General features: G+C 74.3%; 15 protein-coding genes. 7 read left to right on the top strand and 8 right to left on the bottom strand.

The window, feature by feature from the left end; all coding sequences use genetic code 11:
- Positions 1-96: 96 nt before the first annotated feature.
- Positions 97-918: a hypothetical protein gene (locus tag OVA21_RS10735; protein ID WP_067716604.1), complete on the bottom strand. Its 822-nt coding sequence runs from the start codon at positions 916-918 to the stop codon at positions 97-99.
- Positions 915-4,994: a type VII secretion protein EccCa gene (eccCa, locus tag OVA21_RS10740; RefSeq protein WP_268093141.1), complete on the bottom strand. Its 4,080-nt coding sequence runs from the start codon at positions 4,992-4,994 to the stop codon at positions 915-917. Before eccCa ends, OVA21_RS10735 begins: the two co-directional genes overlap by 4 nt.
- A gap of 187 nt (positions 4,995-5,181) precedes the next feature.
- Here eccCa and eccD point away from each other — a divergent pair, with 187 nt between their 5' ends.
- Both eccD and mycP read left to right on the top strand, forming a co-directional pair.
- Positions 5,182-6,699 carry a type VII secretion integral membrane protein EccD gene (gene eccD, locus OVA21_RS10745; protein ID WP_067716606.1) on the top strand — a complete coding sequence of 506 codons (1,518 nt, stop codon included), beginning with the start codon at positions 5,182-5,184 and terminating at the stop codon, positions 6,697-6,699.
- Positions 6,696-8,126: a type VII secretion-associated serine protease mycosin gene (gene mycP, locus OVA21_RS10750; RefSeq protein ID WP_268092402.1), complete on the top strand. Its 1,431-nt coding sequence runs from the start codon at positions 6,696-6,698 to the stop codon at positions 8,124-8,126. The genes eccD and mycP overlap by 4 nt, the downstream gene beginning before the upstream one ends.
- 9 nt (positions 8,127-8,135) lie before the next feature.
- Here mycP and eccB read toward each other — a convergent pair whose 3' ends face one another.
- A complete protein-coding gene (eccB, locus tag OVA21_RS10755) occupies positions 8,136-9,578 on the bottom strand; it encodes a type VII secretion protein EccB (RefSeq protein ID WP_268092403.1) in 1,443 nt (480 codons plus the stop codon).
- Between the two features lie 148 nt (positions 9,579-9,726).
- Between eccB and OVA21_RS10760 the strand changes: the two genes are divergently transcribed.
- Both OVA21_RS10760 and OVA21_RS10765 read left to right on the top strand, forming a co-directional pair.
- Complete coding sequence (locus OVA21_RS10760) at positions 9,727-10,935, top strand: type VII secretion protein EccE (RefSeq protein ID WP_268092404.1); 1,209 nt, start codon at positions 9,727-9,729, stop codon at positions 10,933-10,935.
- Positions 10,932-11,390, top strand: a complete 459-nt coding sequence (locus tag OVA21_RS10765; RefSeq protein ID WP_268092405.1) for a hypothetical protein — start codon at positions 10,932-10,934, stop codon at positions 11,388-11,390. Before OVA21_RS10760 ends, OVA21_RS10765 begins: the two co-directional genes overlap by 4 nt.
- Here the strand turns inward: OVA21_RS10765 and OVA21_RS10770 are convergent.
- Positions 11,344-12,429 carry a DUF695 domain-containing protein gene (locus OVA21_RS10770; protein ID WP_096907068.1) on the bottom strand — a complete coding sequence of 362 codons (1,086 nt, stop codon included), beginning with the start codon at positions 12,427-12,429 and terminating at the stop codon, positions 11,344-11,346. The genes OVA21_RS10765 and OVA21_RS10770 overlap by 47 nt on opposite strands.
- A 164-nt stretch (positions 12,430-12,593) precedes the next feature.
- Between OVA21_RS10770 and OVA21_RS10775 the strand changes: the two genes are divergently transcribed.
- Both OVA21_RS10775 and OVA21_RS10780 read left to right on the top strand, forming a co-directional pair.
- Positions 12,594-13,754 carry an NAD(P)H-binding protein gene (locus OVA21_RS10775; protein WP_268092406.1) on the top strand — a complete coding sequence of 387 codons (1,161 nt, stop codon included), beginning with the start codon at positions 12,594-12,596 and terminating at the stop codon, positions 13,752-13,754.
- Positions 13,751-14,470, top strand: a complete 720-nt coding sequence (locus OVA21_RS10780; protein ID WP_227022047.1) for a CPBP family intramembrane glutamic endopeptidase — start codon at positions 13,751-13,753, stop codon at positions 14,468-14,470. Before OVA21_RS10775 ends, OVA21_RS10780 begins: the two co-directional genes overlap by 4 nt.
- Here the strand turns inward: OVA21_RS10780 and truA are convergent.
- Positions 14,467-15,405, bottom strand: coding sequence for a tRNA pseudouridine(38-40) synthase TruA (truA, locus tag OVA21_RS10785; protein WP_268092408.1), 939 nt, complete (start codon positions 15,403-15,405; stop codon positions 14,467-14,469). The two genes, OVA21_RS10780 and truA, sit on opposite strands and share 4 nt — an antisense overlap.
- A gap of 77 nt (positions 15,406-15,482) precedes the next feature.
- On the opposite strand from truA, the gene OVA21_RS10790 reads away from it, so the two are divergent.
- Positions 15,483-16,424, top strand: coding sequence for an SGNH/GDSL hydrolase family protein (locus OVA21_RS10790; protein ID WP_096907065.1), 942 nt, complete (start codon positions 15,483-15,485; stop codon positions 16,422-16,424).
- A 153-nt stretch (positions 16,425-16,577) separates the two neighbouring features.
- Here OVA21_RS10790 and rplQ read toward each other — a convergent pair whose 3' ends face one another.
- The 3 genes from rplQ to rpsD form a co-directional block, all read right to left on the bottom strand.
- Positions 16,578-17,174 (bottom strand): 50S ribosomal protein L17, encoded by a 597-nt coding sequence (rplQ, locus tag OVA21_RS10795; protein ID WP_067716624.1) that lies wholly within the window; start codon positions 17,172-17,174, stop codon positions 16,578-16,580.
- A gap of 34 nt (positions 17,175-17,208) precedes the next feature.
- A complete protein-coding gene (locus OVA21_RS10800; RefSeq protein WP_067716627.1) occupies positions 17,209-18,243 on the bottom strand; it encodes a DNA-directed RNA polymerase subunit alpha in 1,035 nt (344 codons plus the stop codon).
- A 106-nt stretch (positions 18,244-18,349) separates the two neighbouring features.
- On the bottom strand, positions 18,350-18,955 hold the full coding sequence (gene rpsD / locus OVA21_RS10805; protein WP_067716630.1) for a 30S ribosomal protein S4: 606 nt from the start codon (positions 18,953-18,955) through the stop codon (positions 18,350-18,352).
- Positions 18,956-18,960: the final 5 nt, after the last annotated feature.

Raw genomic sequence — 18,960 nt, forward strand, 5'->3', positions numbered from 1 at the left:
CGCGCCCGCGGGGCGGTTCGGTTCCGCAGGATCGGTAAAAACTCGTCCGTCCCGCTCGTGTCCGGGCCGCCCGCGCGGTCCGGTCACGCGACCCGGTCACGCGGTCGCGTACAGGCGCCACGCCGCCTCGACCGGTGAGATCGCGGGGACCACGAAGGACAGCAGTCGGGCCCGGTCGCAGGCGTCCACGACGCGCTCGGCGAGGCGACCGCGCACCAGCACCTCGGTCGACCCGGTGCCCGCCTCACGCCGGCGACGGCGCACCTCGGCGACGGCGTCGAGGACCCGCGGCACCTCATCGTCGACCGCGGTGTCGCGACAGGGGTCCCGCCGGTGCACCACGGCCCGGTCGACGAGTACGAGTCCGCCACGGGTCCGCTCGACGAGTCCCACGGTGGTCCGCGTGTGGCAGGACTCCACGCAGAGCGCCCACCGTGCGGAGGACGACGGCAGGGCCTCGGCGGTGACCAGCGCGGACCTGACCACGTGGGCGGTGACCCCCGCGCCGTGGGCGGCGCCGACGAGCCGCGTGGTGCGGCTGGTCCCCCAGTCGGTGGGTACGACCAGCACCACGGCGTCGCCCTCGCGGGCCCCTCCCCACCGCAGTGCCCGGGTCACGGGGGCACCGAGGAGTTCTGAGACCGGGACCGACAGGCCCGCGACCTCGACGCGGTCACGGTGGGCGTGCGCGACCGGATCGGCCAGGCAGCGGTCCGGGAAGCGGCCGGCGGCGACCTCCACGCGGGCGGAGCACTCGAGGCGATCGCCCCCCGGCGGGAGCGCCGAGCCGTCCAACCCGGCGAGCACCGATGCCGGAGCGACCACCGGGGACAGCACCGCGGAGGCGGACGCCGCCGCCACCGTCAGCCCCGAGCAGGACAGGTCGACGGCCAGGGTCGCCGCCCGCGTGTCGGTCACACCTCGCCGCCCTGTCCCGGCTCGGACAGGGCGGTCTGCACCAGCCGGACGCCGCCGTCGCGGGTGATGAGTCGGCCCCGGCCCGCCGGCAGCGGCCCCGGCCGGATACCGCCGAGCAGTGGGCCCTCCTCCCGACTGCCGGACATGAGGAACCCGGCCCCGCCGAGATCCCGGATGCGGGCGACGAACGGGTCGAACATCGCCCGCGACGCCCCGGCGCTGCGCCGTGCCAGGACCACCGTCAGACCGATGTCGCGGGCGTGGGGCAAGAACCGGGTGAGCGGTTGCAGCGGGTTGCCCCCGCCGGTGATGACCAGATCGAGGTCGTCGACGAGCAGGTGGATCCGCGGGCCGCTCCACCACGACCGCGCCCGCAGTTCCTCCGGGGTGACGTCGGCGCCCGGCATGCGCTCGTCGAGGACGCGGACGAGGTGCTCGACCATCGGGGCCAGGGCGGTCTCGGTGGGCGCGTACCCCGCGAGGTGGTCTCCCTTGATCTCGCCGAGCATGGTGCGTCGGTAGTCGACCACGATGAGTCTGGCGTGCTCGGGGCCGTTTCCGGCTACCAGTCCGCGAGCCAGCGAGCGCAGCAGCGAGGTCTTGCCGCATTCGGAGTCACCGAGTACCAGCATCAGCGGGTCGCCCTCGAGGTCGGCGTAGACCGCCGTGAGGTCGGCCTCGTCCACCCCGAGCGGGACCCGGGTGCGGCGTCCGTCCGGGCCGGGGCGCGACAGACTCGCCAGCTGCGAGTACGGGAGCACCTCCGGCAGCATCCGGACCGGCGCCGCGGCGACGTCGCCCACCCGCGCCCGCCACCTGCGCGCGAGATGGCGGGACGCCTCGGCGGTCGCGTCGGCCATGCCGTCCGCGTCGACCCGCCCGTCGAGGCGGGGCTGGTGGACGAGCATGTGGTGACGGTCCGGCGTGAGCCCGCGGCCCGGGGCGGCGGGCACGGTCATCGCGGCCCGCCGATCGATCATCGAGTCGGTGGGATCCCCCAGTCGCAGTTCGACCCGGGTGCCGAGGGCGTCACGCAACGCCGGTCGGAGGTCCGCCCACCGGGACGCGGACAGCACCACGTGGATCCCGTAGGACAGCCCGTCCGCGGCCAGCCCCAGCACGGTCTGCTCGAGATCCTCGAACTCGGTGCGCAGGGCCTGCCAGCCGTCGATCACCAGGAGCACGTCGGGGTACTCCGCCACAGGGCGGCCGTCCCGGTCGACCACCCGGCGCCGCGCCTGGTCGACGGAGGCCACGCCGTCCTCGCGGAACGCGGTCTCGCGGCGACGGCGCTCGGCGTCCACCTCGGCGATCGTGCGGCGGATCTTCTCGTCCTCACCACGACGGGCGACCCCGCCGACGTGGGGCAGGTCCGCGACCGACTGCAGCGCCCCGCCACCCAGGTCCACGACGTACACCGACAGGCGGCCGGGGTCGTTCGTGGCCGCCGCGGACAGCACGAGCGTGCACAGCGTGGTCGACTTGCCGGATCGCGTCCCGCCCACCACGGCGACGTTGCCGTCCGCCCCGGAGAGGTCCGCGTGCCAGATGGCGCGGCGCTGTTCGAACGGCAGGTCCACCTCGGCCAGCGGGAACCTCAGGCGGGCCGGCCGACCGGCCGTCGGGGTCGCTCCGGAGCCCTCGGGTCCGGCCCCGGCGCGCTCGTCCGTCGGTTCGGTACCTACCGCGGCGTCGAGCGGCGCCCCCTCCCCGAGCGGCGCCAGCCACACCTCGTGCGCGGGCCTGCCGTGCCCGGCGAGTCGCCCCACCAGGACCTCGAGGAGGCTCGCGGACCCGTCGGCGGGCCCCTCGTCCGCGGCGCCGGAGGACGGGCGGGCCTCGTCGTCGTCGACCCCGGACGCCGCCGGAGTAGGGGCCGGCACGGGCATGTACCAGGACGTGAACGGGCGGACCGCCGCGCGCGCGACCGGTGCGGCCACCGACGACCCGTCGAGTCGACGGTCCTTCCGGTACGGCCCGGAGACGTAGGCGGCGTCGAAGCGCACCGGGTCGCCGGCGTCCACTTTGAGGTACCCGGCGCCCGGGGTGGCGGGGAGGTGGTAGGCATCGGTGACCCCGAGAACCGTGCGCGACTCGGTGGCGGAGAACGTCTTGAGCGCGATCCGGTAGGACAGGTGGCTGTCCAACCCGCGCAGCCGCCCCTCCTCGAGCCGCTGCGACGCGAGAAGCAGGTGGATGTGCAGGCTTCGGCCCAGGCGACCGATGGTGAGGAACAGTTCCGCGAACTCGGGTTTGGACGACAGGAGTTCCGAGAACTCGTCGACCACGATCACCAGCGCCGGGAGCGGTTCGAGCGGGGCTCCTTTGGCACGGGCGGCCTCGTACTGGCCGACGCCTCCGTAGTTGCCCGCGGCACGCAGCACCTCCTGGCGGCGGGTGAGCTCGCCCTCGAGCGCGTCGCGCATCCGGTCGACCATGGTGATCTCGGCCTGGAGGTTGGTGATGACGGCGGCGACGTGCGCCAGCGACTCCAGCCCGAGGAACGTGGCACCGCCCTTGAAGTCCACCAGGACGAGGTTGAGCGAGTCCGGGTCGTGGGTGGCGACCAGGCCCAGCACGAGGGTGCGCAGGAACTCGGACTTCCCCGAACCCGTCGCGCCGATGCACAGACCGTGCGGTCCCATGCCTCCGTGCGCGGCCTCCTTGAGGTCCAACTCGACGGGGGCACCGTCCGGGCTGACCCCCACCGGCACGCGCAGCCGGTCGCGTTCGCCGCGCCGCCGCCACGCCACCGCGGGATCGACCTGAGTGGCCACGCCGATGCCCAGCAGGTCCGGAAGCCCGGGCGCGCGGCGGGTCGTGGTGGAGCCGTCGGCGTGGGTCACCGTGTCGGCGGGTCGGTACCGGGACAGGGCCATGGCCAACCGCTCGGCCTCCGGCGGGCTCATCGCGTCGACCCGGGCGATGTCCTCGTCCCCGGCCTCGCTGCGCACGCGGGCCACGCGGTCGTCGTCGACCCGGATGCACAGGCCGCGGCGCAGCGCGAGGTCGCGCAGTTGCCCCGCGCGGCTGCCGGAGACCTCGAGCACCGTGACCCCGTCCAGTCCGTCCTCCGCCAGGAGACGTTCCGCGCCGGTGACGCCCACACCGTCGACGACGACGACGAGGTGCGCCCGTCCCGGCACGACCGGGGCACTCGGTGAGAACGCCGAACGGTCGGAGATGCCCGTTCCCAGCATCGACTCCGCCCCGGCGAGAGAGAACTCGGTGAGCCGGACCCGACCACCGCCGTCGGTGTAGTCGGGGTGTTCGTGGTGCGGGAGCCATTTGAGCCACTCCCAGGCCTGACGGGCGTCGCCCTCGCTCGCGGCCACCGCGACCCGGACCCTGTCGGGCCCGTGGGCCACGACGAGCCCGGCGATCATCGCGCGTACCGCGGAACGCACCACCTCCACCTCACCGTCGAGCGACAGCGCGGCGAACGCGCGCAGCTCCAGCGCCACGGGCAGGTCGTCGACCACCGAGTGCACGCGGACGAAGCGGCGCATGCCCACCACCGAGACCGGCTCCAGGTCGTCGACCGGGCCGGTGTCGGGCGCGTCCACCCGGGTCGCCAGTGCCTGACGGCCCGGGCCCACCCGGATGGTGAGGTCCTCGGGATCCGACTCGTCGCGTTCCCACATCCGGGGCGTGCCCACCAACGCGGGCAGCTCCACCGGATCCGGGTGACGCCACAGGGCGGCGGCGCGCTGGGCGGATGCGGTCGCGCGCACGGTGTCGCGGGTCTGGCCGAGATAGCGCAGGTAGTCCTTCCGCAGTTCGTCGGTCTCGGCGGTCTTGTTACCGCCGCTCAGAGTCCCCGCGAGCATGCCGACGGCGGAGACCGCCATCATCACCGGGAAGAGCATGAACATGGGATTGCGCATCATGCCGGTCCGCATCATCACCACGACCATCCCGCCCACGGCCACCACCAGCACGATCGGCAGGATGATCTGGACGAGGGGCCGGGGCGTGGGCCGGGGCAGGGCGGGCGGTGCCTGCAGCGCCAGCTCCCCACCGGGCATCGGCGGCGCGTCGAGCTTCTCCGCGCGGGTGAACACCACATCACCCATGAACGTCACCCGTGCACGTCACCAGTGATCGATCCCTTCGCTCCCGCCGGGTGTGACCCCGCCGCCGGGAGATGGCGTCCCCACGAGCGCCCGTCCGACCCGACAATATCGGCGTATCGGAAGGCGATGTTAGGGCAGTACACGTCCTGGCGGGGACACCATCCGGGCGGGATCGGGAGGATCTGGAGTGTCGCAACGTAGTGGGATCCGGGAGGTCGCGGCGGGCGTCGATCCCCTGGACCAGCGTCGGGTGTCGATCGTGTGCCGTTCCACCCGGGTGGACCTGAGTCTGCCCGCCCACCTCGCATTGGTCGCGGTGATCCCGGAGGTCGTGGACCTGATCCGGGAGCACATCCGCGCGGTCGCCGGTCCGGCCTCCGGCGTCGATGTCGACGCCCGGATGGGCGGTGACACCGGCGGGTCCTGGCAGCTCTCCCGACTCGCCGGCGGGCCCCTGGCGGTCTCGGAGACGCTCGCGCAGCAGCGGGTGCACGACGGGGAGATCCTCGTCCTCGACCACCGCCCCGTCCCCACGCCGGCGCCGCTCTTCGACGACGTCCTGCAGGGTCTCACCGAACCGGACGTGGCTCGCTCCCCCACCTGGGACCGGCGCGACGCGGTCACCACCGCGACCGCGACGGCGGCGGTGGCGGCGGCGGCGGCCACGGTGGCGTTGGTGCGCCAGTGGACGACCGGAGGCGGGCCCGCGGTCCCCCTGGTCGCGCTCCTGGCCGCCCTGCTCGGCCTGGCGGCCGTGGTGGCTCTGCGCCGCACCCCGGCGCCCGGCGCGGCCCACGCGGTCGCGGGGGCGTGCGCGGTCGGGTTCACCGTGCTGGCCGGCGCCACCGTCGGGGGCCCGCCCGGCGGGGCCGGCCACCTCGTGGGCGGGCTGACCGCCGGAGCGGTCCTCGCGGGCGTCCTCCGGTGGACCGTGTTCCGCCCGGGTCCGCACACGTACGCCACGGGCGCCGGTTACCTGGCCGCGGCCGTCTCACTGGCGGCCGGGGCGGTCGGCTCGACGGTGGTCGCCACGACCCGCGTCCCGGCCGCGGCGGCGGGAGCCGGGGCCGTCCTCGTCGCGCTCGTGTTGCTCACCGCCGCGCCGCGGATCGCGGTCTGGGCCGCCCGGATCCCCATCCCGCCCGTGCCCGCCCCCGGCGAGGACGTCGAGGCCGGGGACCTCGAGGAGATCGACCACGACGTGCGGGGCCGGGCCGGCGGGCCCCTGCCGACCCCGGACGTGCTGCGGCACCGGTTCCACACCTCGCGCTCATGGCTCACCGGCCTGCTGGCGGCGGCGGGGGCGGTCTGCACCATCGGGTCGCTCACGTCCCTGACCGGGAACGCCGGTGCGACCCGCTGGGCGGCACCGCTCGCATTGGTCCTCATCGTCGTCCTGGTGCTGCGCGGCCTCGGCTACGCGGACCGCGTACACACCGCCGTGCTGCTCGCGTCCGCGCTCGTCCTCACCGCCGGGGTACTGGTGGGCGCGGGGATCACCGTCGCGTCCCCGGTGGGCGTGGTGGTGCCGGCGGCCGTCGCGGTGGCGGCGGCGGTCGTGGTGGCCGCCTCGGTGGTACCCCACGTCGACCTCTCGCCCGCCGCCCTGCGGGCCGTGGGCGTGATCGAGGCGATCGGGATCTGCGTGGTCGTCCCCCTCGCCGTGGGCGCGATGGAGGTCTACTCGCTCGTCCGGCAGCGATGAGGATCCGACGCACCTCCGACACGAGCGGGGGCGGGCCCGGGTCCCGCGCCGCGCACAGTGCAGCCGCGCCCGGGGCCGCCGCCGTACTGCTGGTCGCCGTCCTCGCCGGGCAGCTCTCCGGGGCGCCCGTCGCGGCCGCACTGGAGCCCCCGGCGATCGATGGACCGGTCCCGGCGGCCACCGGGCTCGACGCCGGCCCCCTGCGCCTGGACGGCCCCTGCCGGACCACCGCGGCCTTCCTCGATCCCGGGGTGTCGCCCCCGTCCGCCACGGCGGCCGAGCTGGGCGGGGCCTGGATCCACGGCCGCGGCGAGGGGCAGGTCGTGGCCGTGATCGACACCGGCGTCAACCCCGGTCCACGCCTGCCCCGGGTACGGGGCGTCGGCGACGTGGTCCCCGGTCGCGACGGCACCGAGGACTGCGACGCACACGGCACCCTGGTGGCGGGAGTGCTCGCCGCCACCGAGGACGAGACCGGACACTCGGGGGTCGCGCCCGGGGTCGAGATCGTCTCCATCCGCCAGTCCAGCAGCGTTCTGCGCCCCGAGGCCCGTGACCGGAGCCGCGGACCGGACGGCCCGACCGTCGGTGCCGGGGTCGGCACGCTGTCCTCCCTGGCCCGCGCGATCCGGGCCGCCGTCGATGCGGGCGCGGACGTCATCAACATCTCCGAGGTGGCGTGCGTGCCGGCCGGCACGGTGCTCGCCGACGCGACCCTCGGCGGCGCGATCCGCTATGCCGCCGTGGACCACGACGTGGTGCTGGTCGCCGCCGCCGGCAACGTCGGCGACGCGTGCGGGGACCAGAACCCCGGTGCCGCCGACCCCTCGGTTCCGGGCGACGACGGCTGGGGCGACGTGGTCACCGTCGCCTCCCCCGCCTGGTACGACGAGCACGTCCTCACCGTCGCCGGCGTCGACGCCGACGGCGCCCCCGCCGACTTCTCCCTGCGCGGCCCGTGGGTGGACGTCGCCGCGCCGGCAGTGGGCCTGCGGTCCGTCGGTGCGGACGGGGCCGGGGTGTCCGACGTCGTGGTGGCCGGGGACGGGTCGCGCACGCCCGTCACCGGGACCAGCTTCGCCGCGCCGTTCGTCGCCGGCACCGCCGCGTTGGTCCGGCAGGCCCACCCCGGGCTCACGGCACGCCAGGTGATCGCGCGGATCGAGAACACCGCGATCCCCGCCGCCGGCGGGCACGACTTCGCGGTGGGGCACGGAGTGGTCGACCCCGTGGCGGCGGTGACGGGGGTTCGCAGGATCGGACGCCCCGCGCCCGCGACCACCGCGATCGCCGCACCCCCGGCCGAGCCGGGCCCTCCGGGTGCCGGCGTCGGCGCGGCCGTGGCGGCGGGTTCTCTCGCTCTGGGAACGATCGCCCTCGTCGTCGTCCTACTCCGGCCCCGCGACGACCGGGACACCCGGGCCTGACCCCGCGGGTCACCCGGCCGCGGTGGCCTGTCCCACGACCTCCGCGTCGACACCGTCGCGAGCGACCAGCGCCGCCCCGCGATCCAGGCGCGGCCCGGCCGGGAGCCGGTCGAGGACACCCCCGTCCACCGGCACCGGCGTCCCGCCCAGTCCCAGCATGGCGGCGGTCGGGGCGTCGGGGACGTCGAACCTCACGCCGGTGTCGGAGACGATGGTCGTCACGGCACTGCGTGTGGTCGTGCCGCGGCCCGTCGCCGCCACCAGTAGCCCGCCACCCGGGATTCCCACCGCGTCCACCGCGGGCCCGCCCCCGTCGGCCCCGGCCACCTCCCGCACGTCGCCCGGGCCCGGGGCGGTCGCCCCCGCCACGAGCGTGACGCGACGCGTGGCGGAGTCCCTGCTGCCCCCGTCGCGGACGCACAGCACCGGTGAGCCGGCGGTGTCCAACACCGTCGGGCGCCGGCCCGGGAACGCCTCGGTGTCCAGCGCGACCGACCTCGGCACACCCATTCGGTCCGGCGGCACCCTGACGACCGACCCGACCGTCGACGTCGACCGGATGACGTCCGCCAGCACGGGCCCCACCTCCTGTACCCCGTCCGCCAGAGCCACGTGGGTGCGCGTGCCGGTGGCCGTGTCGACGGTGAACACCTGCCCGATCCGGAGCCCGTCCAGGCCGTAGTCCACCGGCTCACCGGCCATGTCGATCACCGGGCGACGCACCGGGTCGACCTCGGGCAGCGGATCCACCAGCGCCGCCGTGACCGGGCGCGGGTCGACCCCGGCCAGGCCGAGGATCGACAGCAGGTCCCCGTCCTCCAGATCGATCCGCGCGCGGGTGCCGTCGCGCAACAGCCAGCCGGTCCCGTCCTGATCGGCCAACACGACCTCGTCGGCGCCCGTGTCCCGGCCCGGCCCGGCATCCTCGCGGGCGACGATGCTCGTGGCAGAGACGCGCGGGCGCCCACGCTCGGCGTCGGCCACCTCGTCACACACCGTCCACGACACGGCGGCCGCCGCACCGGCGTCGCGGTGGGCGGGCAACGCGGACGGTGCCCCGGGGATGCCGAGCAGTCCGCCCCGCTGCGTTCCCGCGACGTCGGCGTCGCGCACGGTGCGGGGCTCGGCGGGCTCACCCAGCACGAGCCGCGCCGACGCGAGGTTGTGGACGGGGTGGACGGTCTCGCCGGCGCGGACGTACATCTGCCCGGAGTCCCGCCCCACCATGATCGTCGTGGCGTCGACGTCCGGGGCGGGGTCGAGCAGCGCCAGAACGGCGGCCCCGGCGACCCCGATCACGGCGCCGACCACACCCACCGTCAGCCCGGTGGTCTGGCGTTTGAGGGGGTCGTGCAGCATCCGGACATCGCGGGCGACCACGGCGTGTCGGGCCCGGCGGGTGAGGAAACGATGCCCGTCCACCTGCGCCCTTGTCGTCGGCTTGAGCGGCACGGCCCCGGCTCCCTCCCCTGATGTGACACCACCGCGACCGGGGGCACCGGGGGTAGGGTACGCCACGATCCGGCCCCCGTGGCCGGTCTTCCGAGGCCGCCGACCGGGCGCGGCCGGGGTGTCGCGGGCGTCGCGGAGGGGCGGGGATATGACGGCGGTTCCGACCTTCGCGGGACTGTCGGCCGTCCTCCTCACGACACTCGTGCTCACCGTGGTGTGTCCGCCGTCCTGGCAACCATGGGTGCAGTTCCTCGTGGCCGCGCTGGTGGCCGCCGTGATCACCGCGCGGCGCGCTGGGCGGCCACTGGTGGCGCGCGAGCGGGCCCCGCGGCGGCGGTCCGTGGACGTGGTGGACCTCGTCGCCCCCGACCGATCGACCGTTGGGTGCGTCGAGGGTGACCGGGTCGTCACCACGGCCGTCGAGATCTCGGCTGGCGCGCTCGTGGCCACCGAGGTGGGGCACGACGACCCGGCCGACCACCGCGGCGTCCGCCTGCCCCTGGCCGTCGTGGCGCGACAACTCGACCAGGGTGGGGTGGTCCTGGAGGGGATCGACGTGGTGGTCGACGGTCGCCGTGCGGCGGACGGCGACGACGGCGAGGTCTACGACTCCCTGGTCGGGCCGCTGGCTCTGATCTCGCACCGGCGCGTGCACCTCCTGGTGCGGTTCGATCTGGCCCGGCTGGCGACGGGGACGGGTTCTGCCTCGTGGACCGCGGGAGCGGGCGCCTTGCTGGAGCAGGTGGTCGCGGTGGCCACGGAGCGGCTGCGGCGCGCACTGGTCCACCACGGGGTGCCGTGCCGCGTCCTCGACGCCGCCGAGCTCGCCGAGGTCTACCTGGACGCCGAGGCCGACCCGGGGCCCGGGACGGGGCTGGTGGTCCGGCCGTCGGCGGATCCACGGGCCGTGATCGACGGGCTCACCGCCGTCCGGGCGGCCCGCCTCACCGAGGTCGTCCGGTTGCGACGGGTGGAGGGGCGCGACGACGTGGTGGACATGGTCACCACGGTGGGCCTGGCCGGGGTGTCGGAGCGGGGGTGGCGGGTGGGATCCCGCCGACCGCCACCGCCGCCTGCCACCCGCTTGCGTCGGGGCGGGTGTCGCCCGTACCCGGCGAGACCCTGCCCGATGCGATCGCCGGATCCCTCGCCCGGCGGGCGGTCGACGATCTCTCCGACCTCGCTCCGCCCGCCCACGGCTGCGGCCAGATCCTCGGCGCGACCCGCACCGGCGCCGCAGCCGCCATCCAGCTCGCCGGCCCCCACCTGCGGTCGGTGCTGCTCGCCGCCCGGCCCGCCGTCTGCCGGCAGGTCGCGTTCCGCGCGGTCGCGGCCGGGTACCGGGTGGCCGTGGTGACCGATGTCCCCGACCGGTGGAGCCCGCTGACCGCGATCGGTGACGAGACCCGCTACCGGATCGTCGACCCCGATTCCTCCGACGTGGGTGCCCCTGTCGACGCCGTGATGTGGGACGTCGACGGCCCGCTGACGGAGGGCAGGATCGACGCGCTCGCCGGGCCGGGCGGCCCGGATGTCACCCCGCCCACCGTCATCCGGGTGGACGCCGACTGGGAGCTGCGCGGCACCAGCCGCCTGTCCTCGGCCGCCGCGACACCCGATCTCGTCCTGGACGGTCGGATCGACGGGTGGATCTCCGTGGAGCCGCGGGACGGCGAACCCCGCCGCGTCTCGGTCGTGGCGGGGCCGGGCGAGGACCCGTTCGTCGGGCCGCTCGCGTCACCGGACGGTAGCGCGACAGACGGTCTCACACCCTCAGGTGCTGCACCTTCCGCCACCCCGGATCATCGGTGACGGTGACGGACACCTCGCCCTGGTCCCACCCGGACGCGGCCACCCGCAGCTGCTCGTGCGCCGGGGTGGTGGAGTCCACGTAGAAGTGCAGGAGGCGACGGCCGTCGCAGCTCTCCGCTCCGACGCATTCCCCGTTGCCCTCAAGGCGCTCGACCAGGTGGTCCTCCAGGTCCCGTAGGCCCGGCAGGGACAGGGACCCGGGCAACCCGCCGTCCTCTACATCCGTATACGGGACGTGGACCGCGACGTGGCGGTCGAACTCCGGCGCCGACAGCGCGACCAGCGGGACCCGGACCACGGCCACGAGCGGTCCGCGGCCCGTCTCCCCGTGGAGGATCTGCCACGCCGGGTCGCCCAGCTCATCGGTGTTGTCCGCCGCGAGCTCGCAGAGGATCTCCGGCAGTTCCCAGAGCGGGACCGCCTCGATGCCGGGCGCGGTGGCGTTGGCCCGGATCAGTCCGACCCAGGTCTCCACCTGCTCCTCTCCGCACAGCGCGTCCAGCAGCAGGTATGCGGCGATCCCCAGGTCCGCGCCGGACAGCCCGGTGAACGCCGGGTGGTGCACGGTGACGTCGGCGCGGGACAGGCCCAGGTCCACCACCACCTCCGCCTGGTCGAAATCCAGCCGGTGGTCCCGGAAGTACATCGCGCAGCCCCGCACGGGCTCGCGCAGGTCGGCGAAGGACCACGACTCATCGGCGTCCGGCGCCGCCGCCAGCCACCGGCGCGCGGCACCACGCAGCTCGGGGACCCCGGCCGCGGTAACGGTGAGGCGGTGCGGTCCGCCCTCACGAGCCGGGACGAACTCCCACGACAGTCGCGGGTCGATGGCCTCGATGAGCGAGGTGATCTCCGGAACCACCCGGCGGGCGTCACCCGAGTCGAGCGCTGCCGTCGCGCGGCGCCTGCCGCCCTCGGCCCACCATCGCCAGAAGGTGGTCACGGCCCGGTCCGACCGCAGCCGGGCCGTCTCGACACGGACGCCGGAGAAGTCCAGCGACCGCGAGAGCTGCCGGGGTCGCGCCGCTCGAATCGCCATCTGTTCTCCTCCCGTCACCGCGGTCCTCGTGAACATGTCTCCACCCCAGTATCCGGATAACCCGACGATCGTGCCCGCGCCGACACACCCGCCGGGTGCCGAGCGGGCACTCCCGGGGCCTGAAGCGGGTGCGCCTGCGCGCCCACGCTGGCAGTGTCGTGGGTATGACCACCCCACATGATCTGGCCCGGCTCTCCTCCGGTAAGCCCGAGGGCACGGAGCCGACGCGGCGGCCCGGCCCGCAGCTCCGTCCCGGCCACGACGGCCGGAGCGGCCCGCGGGTGCTCGTGATCGGCGCGACCGGGTACATCGGGTCGCGTCTCGTTCCCCGGCTACTGGCCGACGGCGCCGAGGTATCCGTGCTGGCCCGGACGCCGAAGCGCCTCGACGACGTGCCGTGGCGCGACGAGGTGACCATCCACTCCGGCGGCCTCGGGGACGCCGACGCGCTGCGCTCCGCCCTGCGCGACGTCGACGTCGCCTGTCACCTCGTGCACTCGATGGGTGACTCCAAGGACTTCGAGCGGGAGGAGCGCGAGACCACCGAGGCGTTCGTCCGGGCCGCCGAGGAGGCGGGCATCGAGCGCATCGTCCACCTGTCCGGCCTCCACCCGGAGGACGAGACGGACCTCTCCCCGCACCTGCGCTCCCGAGCCGACGTCGCCCGGATCATGCTGGAGTCCACCGTTCCCGCGCTCGTGATCCAGGCCGGGGTGGTGATCGGGTCGGGCTCCGCCTCGTTCGAGATGATCCGCCACCTCACCACCCGGCTGCCGGGGATGGTCACGCCCAAGTGGGTCAGCAACCGGATCCAACCCATCGCCGTGCGCGATGTGGTGCACTACCTCGCCGCGGCCACCACGGTGCCCCTGGAGGGCGACCTCGCCCGCGGACGGGCCATCGACGTGGGCGGCCCGGACGTGCTGACGTACGGCCAGATGATGCAGATCTACGCCGAGGAGGCCGGCCTGCGTCGCCGCCTCATGGTCCCGGTCCCCGTCCTCACGCCCAAGCTGTCCTCCCTGTGGATGGGACTGGTCACCCCGCTCGAGCCCGGCCTGGCCAAGCCCCTGGTGGAGTCGCTGCGCTGCGAGGCCGTGGTGCTGGTCGACGATGCCGACGAGGTGCTCGGACCCCCGCCCGGCGGCCGGACCAGCTACCGGGACGCGCTGCGCGAGGCCCTGCGGGTCCCCCACGGCCCGGCTCGCCCGCCGCTGTGGGACGGGGCCGACCCGCTGGACGATCCCGCGCGCCTGCTGCCCTCGGACGCCGACTGGGCCGGCGTCCGCCCGCCCACCATCGGGCGTGTGCGCGGCGGGCGATGAGCGACCAGCGAGAGGTGCCCGCCTCGCCCACCCACCGGTACCTGCGGGCGCTGCGATCGGGCGAGATGGACACCGCGCCCTCGCGGCCGGGTCGGAGGCGTGTCCTCGTCGTCGTCGTCACCCTCGTCGTCGGCGCGGCGGTGAACGCGTGGGCGCTACGGATACCCGCCGGCGACGCCATGTTCTACCCCGCCACCGCACTGCTGGCCGCGGTGTGGCTGGGCGGGGCGTTCGCCTCCGGACCGATCCGGGTGGGCTGCGAACCGTACCGGCCCCGCCGGCCCGTCCTGTCGTCGGTGCTCACCGCCGCCGCGCTCGCCGTGGTGTTCTGCCTCGGCGGGCTCGTGGTGGCGAGGATCGAGCCGCTGCGCGACCCCGTCGACGCCCTGCTCGACCACGCCACCGTGGGCAACCTCGTCCTGGTGGCACTCCTCACCGCGGTCAACGGCGTCGCCGAGGAGTGCTTCCACCGCGGCGCCGTGTACTCGGCCGTCGCCAACCTGCGGCCCATCCTCACGACGACGGTGATCTACGCGACCGTCACCGCCACCGCGGGGATCCCACTCCTCGTCCTCGCGGCCGTCATCCTGGGACTGGTCACCGCCGTCCAGCGGCGGGCCACCGGCGGAGTGCTGGGCCCGGCGATCACCCACGTGGCGTGGTCGATGGTCATGCTGTTCGCCCTGGGCCCGATCCTCGACGCGGCGCCGGTCTAGTCCCCACAGCAGCCCGCGCCGGACCCCGTCCCGGACGCCGCGCCCGGCCCGGCTCCGTCATCGGTGCCCGCCGCCCCGCCCAGCCCCGGCCGCACCTCGCGGGTGACGAGGTTGCGCGCCGCCAGGTCGTCGTCAGCCGGGTAGTCCACCCCCACCAGGGCGAGTCCGCACGCCGGCGCGACCGGAACCGCGGATGACCGCTCGGTCTCGGTGAGCAGCCCGCTGATCCAGTCGGGGCTGCGCCGGCCCTCCCCCACGGCCATCACGGCGCCCACGAGGCTGCGCACCATCGACCAGCAGAACGCGTCCGCACTCACCGACGCCGTCCACACCTCGGCGGCCCCCGGCGCGTCCTCGCCGCGCGGGTCCGGCTCGGCACGCCAGTCGAAGCGTTGCAGCTCACGGATGGTGGTGGCGCCCTCCCGGCGACGGCAGAACGCAGCGAAGTCGTGTAGCCCCAGCAGCCGTTCGGACGCGTCGCGGACCGCGTCGAGGTCGGCGCCGCGCTGCCAGGCGGCGGTGTCGCGGGCGCGGGTCGGCTCGGGCCCCCACGGCGCCGTGGTGAGGCGGTACTCGTAGTGCCGGCGCAGCGCGGAGAACCGGGCGTCGAACGCGTCCGGGACCCACCGGGCGTCCATCACCGCGATGTCCGCCGGCAGTAGCCGCGCGAGCCGACGCACGAGCGCCTCGGGGCGTCCCTCCAGCGAGCGCTGGTCCAACCACTGCGGGTCCACGTCGAGATGGCACACCTGCGCTCGCGCGTGCACCCCGGCGTCGGTGCGACCGGCGACCGTGAGGACGACGGGATTGCGCAGGATCTTCGCGAGTTCGGCCTCGAGCACCCCGCACACGGTCCTCAGCCCGGGCTGGCGCGCCCAGCCGGAGAAATCGGTGCCGTCGTAGGCGACGTCCAGGCGGATCTGGCGAATGCTCACGGCCTACAGACGCTAGACCACCGCCGCGCGTGCCCGCCACACCGCCCGCCGCGGGCCGTTCCGGCACGATGGGGACCATGTCCACGTCCCCGTCCCCGTCCCCTTACCGCGCCGCGCTCCTCGCCGTCGGCGCGGCCGTCGCCCTCGCCCTGTCCTCCTGTGCCCCCGGCGACGACGACGAGGCCCCGCCCGCCGCGGCCGGTGCCGCCGCCACCGGCACCACCACCACCGACACCACAAGTACCGACACCGCCAGCGAGGCCGGGCCGGCGATCGGGAGATACGTGGCGCTGGGCGACTCGTTCGCCGCCCTGGGCCCGACCGGCGCCCCCACGAGCGGGCCGGCGGGGTGCCTGCGTTCGTCGCTCAACTACCCGTCGGTGCTCGCCGAGCAGCTGGACGTCGCCGAGTTCGTGGACGTCACGTGTGGCGGCGCGAGGACCGTGGACATGACGGTGCCCCAGATCGCGCAGACACCACCGCAGTTCGATGCCCTCACCGCGGACACCGACCTGGTGACGCTCTCCATCGGCGGCAACGACATCGGGTTCGGCGCGATCGCCGGGTGCGTGGTGCAGACGCCCAGGGCCACCGACGGGGCGCCGTGTCGCGAGCGGTTGGACGCGGGGGTCTCGTCGTCACTCGAGGGGCTCGGGGCCCGTCTCGACGCGGTCCACGCCGGGATCCGGGAGCGGTCCCCCGCGGCCCGCATCGTGGTGACCGCGTACATGCCACTCGTACCGCCGGACGGCGGCTGCGACTTCACCGAACGCGTCAGCCCCGGCGACGTCACCTGGACGCGGGCCGTCACCGACCGGGTCAACAGCGCGGTGACCGACGCGGCCGTCCGGGCCGGCGCCGAGATCGTCGTCCCCGACGACGCCGGGGAACGCCACGCCTGCGCCCCGGCGGACGAGCGGTACACCAGCTTCACCGGTGCGGAGACCGGCTCGCATCCGATGCACCCGACCGCGGCCGGCCAGCGCGCGATGGCCGCGGCGGTGGCAGACAGACTCTGACCCCACCGCGCCTGTGCGCCCGCGCCTGGAATCCCGATCCCACGCGCCGATCCCACGCGTCGCTCCCACGCGGCCACCCCGGATCGACGACGAGGGCCCCGCCACCGCGTGATGCGGTGGCGGGGCCCTGACGGCGTGATCCGATGCTGGCGATCAGGCCTTGTCGGCGTCCTCGCCCTCGGCGTGCGTGGTGTCCTCGGACACGGCCTCGGCGGTCTCTTCCGCGGCGTCGACCTGTGCGTCGTCGGCGGCCTCGACCTGATCGGCGATCGGGCTGTTGGCCTCGGCCTCGGCCGTGACGTCGTCGGTGGACTCCGCGGGGGCCGCGGCCGGCGCGGTGGCCGCCTTGGACGCCGCGGCGCGGGTGGCGCGCGAGGCCTCGGCGGAGGCGAGCTCCTCGGTGACGAGCGCGATCATCGCCATGGGCGCGTTGTCGCCCTTGCGGTTCTCGAGCTTGACGATCCGGGTGTAGCCACCATCGCGGTTCGCGACCCGGGGGCCGATCTCGGCGAACAGCTTGTGCAGGACGTCCTTGTCGCGGATGACCTTGGCGGCCTCACGACGGTCGGCCAGCGTGCCACGACGCGCCTTGGTGATGAGCTTCTCCGCGTAGGGGCGCAGCAGCTTCGCCTTGGTCTCCGTGGTGCGGATCGCGTCGTGCTCGAACAGCTGGGTGGCCAGGTTCGAGAGGATGAGCCGCTGGTGGGCGGCGGATCCGCCGAGGCGGGCGCCCTTCTTGGGCTTGGGCATCAGATTCTCCTAGGAATGGTGTTCCGGGCGCTCGTCAGAGCTGCTCGGTCTCGGCGTAATCCTCGCCGCCCTCGTCGGTCCACGTGCCGGTCTCGGCGTCGTAGCCGGCGACCGAGGCGGGATCGAATCCGGGGGGCGCGTCCTTGAGGGACAGGCCGAGCTCCACGAGCTTGACCTTGACCTCGTCGATCGACTTCTGTCCGAAGTTCCGGATGTCGAGCAGGTCCGACTCACTGCGGGCCACGAGCTCGCCCACGGTGTGGACGCCCTCGCGCTTGAGGCAGTTGTAGGACCGGACCGACAGGTCCAGGTCGTCGATCGGCATACCGTAGGCGGCGATGTGGTCGGCCTCGGCCGGGCTCGGCCCGATCTCGATGCCCTCCGCCTCGTCGTTGAGCTCACGGGCGAGGCCGAAGAGCTCGACGAGGGTCTTGCCGGCGGACGCCAGGGCGTCCCGGGCGGTCATCGAGTTCTTGGTCTCGACGTCCAGGACCAGACGGTCGAAGTCGGTGCGCTGGTGCACACGGGTGGCCTCGACCTTGTAGGTCACCTTGAGCACGGGCGAGTAGATCGAGTCGACCGGGATCCGGCCGATCTCGTGGCCCGCGTCCTTGTTGAGCCCGGCGGGAACGTAGCCGCGGCCACGCTCGACGACCAGCTCGATCTCCAGCCGACCCTTCTCGTTGAGGGTGGCGATGTGCAGGTCCGGGTTGTGCACCTCGACGCCGGAGGGCGGGACGATGTCACCGGCGGTGACGGCTCCCGGACCCTGCTTCTTGAGGTACATGGTGACCGGCTCGTCCTCGACGGACGAGACGACCAGGCCCTTGAGGTTGAGGATGATGTCGGTGACATCCTCCTTCACGCCAGGCACGGTGGTGAACTCGTGCAGGACGCCCTCGATGCGGATGCTGGTCACGGCCGCGCCCGGGATGGACGACAGCAGCGTGCGCCGCAGCGAGTTGCCGATGGTGTAGCCGAAACCGGGCTCGAGGGGCTCGAGCACGAACCGCGAGCGGTTCTCGGAGACGACCTCCTCGGTGAGGGTGGGCCGCTGGGAGATGAGCATGTGCTACCTCTTTCGATTCTCGACGCCCGCTATTTGACGCCGTGGGAACCCACCGTCGCCGGGCGGGCCGCGGTGTGCGGCCCGCCCGGCGACGAGGGGGGACAGATCACTTCGAGTAGAGCTCGACGATCAACTGCTCCTGCAGCGGCACATCGATCTGCGCGCGCTCGGGGAGCTGGTGGACGAGGACCCGCAGGGTCGTCGGGACGACCTGCAGCCACGCCGGGACGGGACGCTCGCCGAGGGTCTCCTGGGCGATCTCGAACCAGTCCATCTTGGTGGACTTGGGACGGACGTCGACGATGTCGTACTGCGAGACCCGGTAGCTCGGGATGGTGACCTTCTGGTCGTTGACCAGGAAGTGACCGTGGGCCACGAGCTGACGGGCCTGGCGACGCGTCCGCGCGAGACCCGCGCGGTACACGACGTTGTCCAGTCGCGACTCGAGGATCTGCAGGAGGTTCTCACCGGTCTTGCCGGCGCGGCGGTTCGCCTCCTCGTAGTAACGACGGAACTGCTTCTCCATCACGCCGTAGGTGAAGCGGGCCTTCTGCTTCTCCTGCAGCTGGGTGCGGTACTCGGACTCCTTGATCCGCGCGCGGCCGTGGTGACCGGGCGGGAAGGGCCGACGCTCGAATGCGGTGTCTCCACCCACGAGGTCCACGCCCAGACGGCGGGACTTGCGGGTGACGGGGCCGGTGTAACGTGCCATGATTT

This window comes from Dietzia sp. SL131 (assembly GCF_026672565.1).
In the GTDB taxonomy this organism is placed as follows: domain Bacteria; phylum Actinomycetota; class Actinomycetes; order Mycobacteriales; family Mycobacteriaceae; genus Dietzia; species Dietzia kunjamensis.

Excerpts from the sequence above, each read along its gene's own strand:
- eccCa (WP_268093141.1), bottom strand. The coding sequence starts at position 4,994 with ATGGGTGATGTGGTGTTCACCCGCGCGGAGAAGCTCGACGCGCCGCCG.
- mycP (WP_268092402.1), top strand. The coding sequence starts at position 6,696 with ATGAGGATCCGACGCACCTCCGACACGAGCGGGGGCGGGCCCGGGTCC.
- OVA21_RS10760 (WP_268092404.1), top strand. The coding sequence starts at position 9,727 with ATGACGGCGGTTCCGACCTTCGCGGGACTGTCGGCCGTCCTCCTCACG.
- OVA21_RS10770 (WP_096907068.1), bottom strand. The coding sequence starts at position 12,429 with ATGGCGATTCGAGCGGCGCGACCCCGGCAGCTCTCGCGGTCGCTGGAC.
- OVA21_RS10775 (WP_268092406.1), top strand. The coding sequence starts at position 12,594 with ATGACCACCCCACATGATCTGGCCCGGCTCTCCTCCGGTAAGCCCGAG.
- OVA21_RS10780 (WP_227022047.1), top strand. The coding sequence starts at position 13,751 with ATGAGCGACCAGCGAGAGGTGCCCGCCTCGCCCACCCACCGGTACCTG.
- OVA21_RS10790 (WP_096907065.1), top strand. The coding sequence starts at position 15,483 with ATGTCCACGTCCCCGTCCCCGTCCCCTTACCGCGCCGCGCTCCTCGCC.
- rplQ (WP_067716624.1), bottom strand. The coding sequence starts at position 17,174 with ATGCCCAAGCCCAAGAAGGGCGCCCGCCTCGGCGGATCCGCCGCCCAC.
- OVA21_RS10800 (WP_067716627.1), bottom strand. The coding sequence starts at position 18,243 with ATGCTCATCTCCCAGCGGCCCACCCTCACCGAGGAGGTCGTCTCCGAG.
- rpsD (WP_067716630.1), bottom strand. The coding sequence starts at position 18,955 with ATGGCACGTTACACCGGCCCCGTCACCCGCAAGTCCCGCCGTCTGGGC.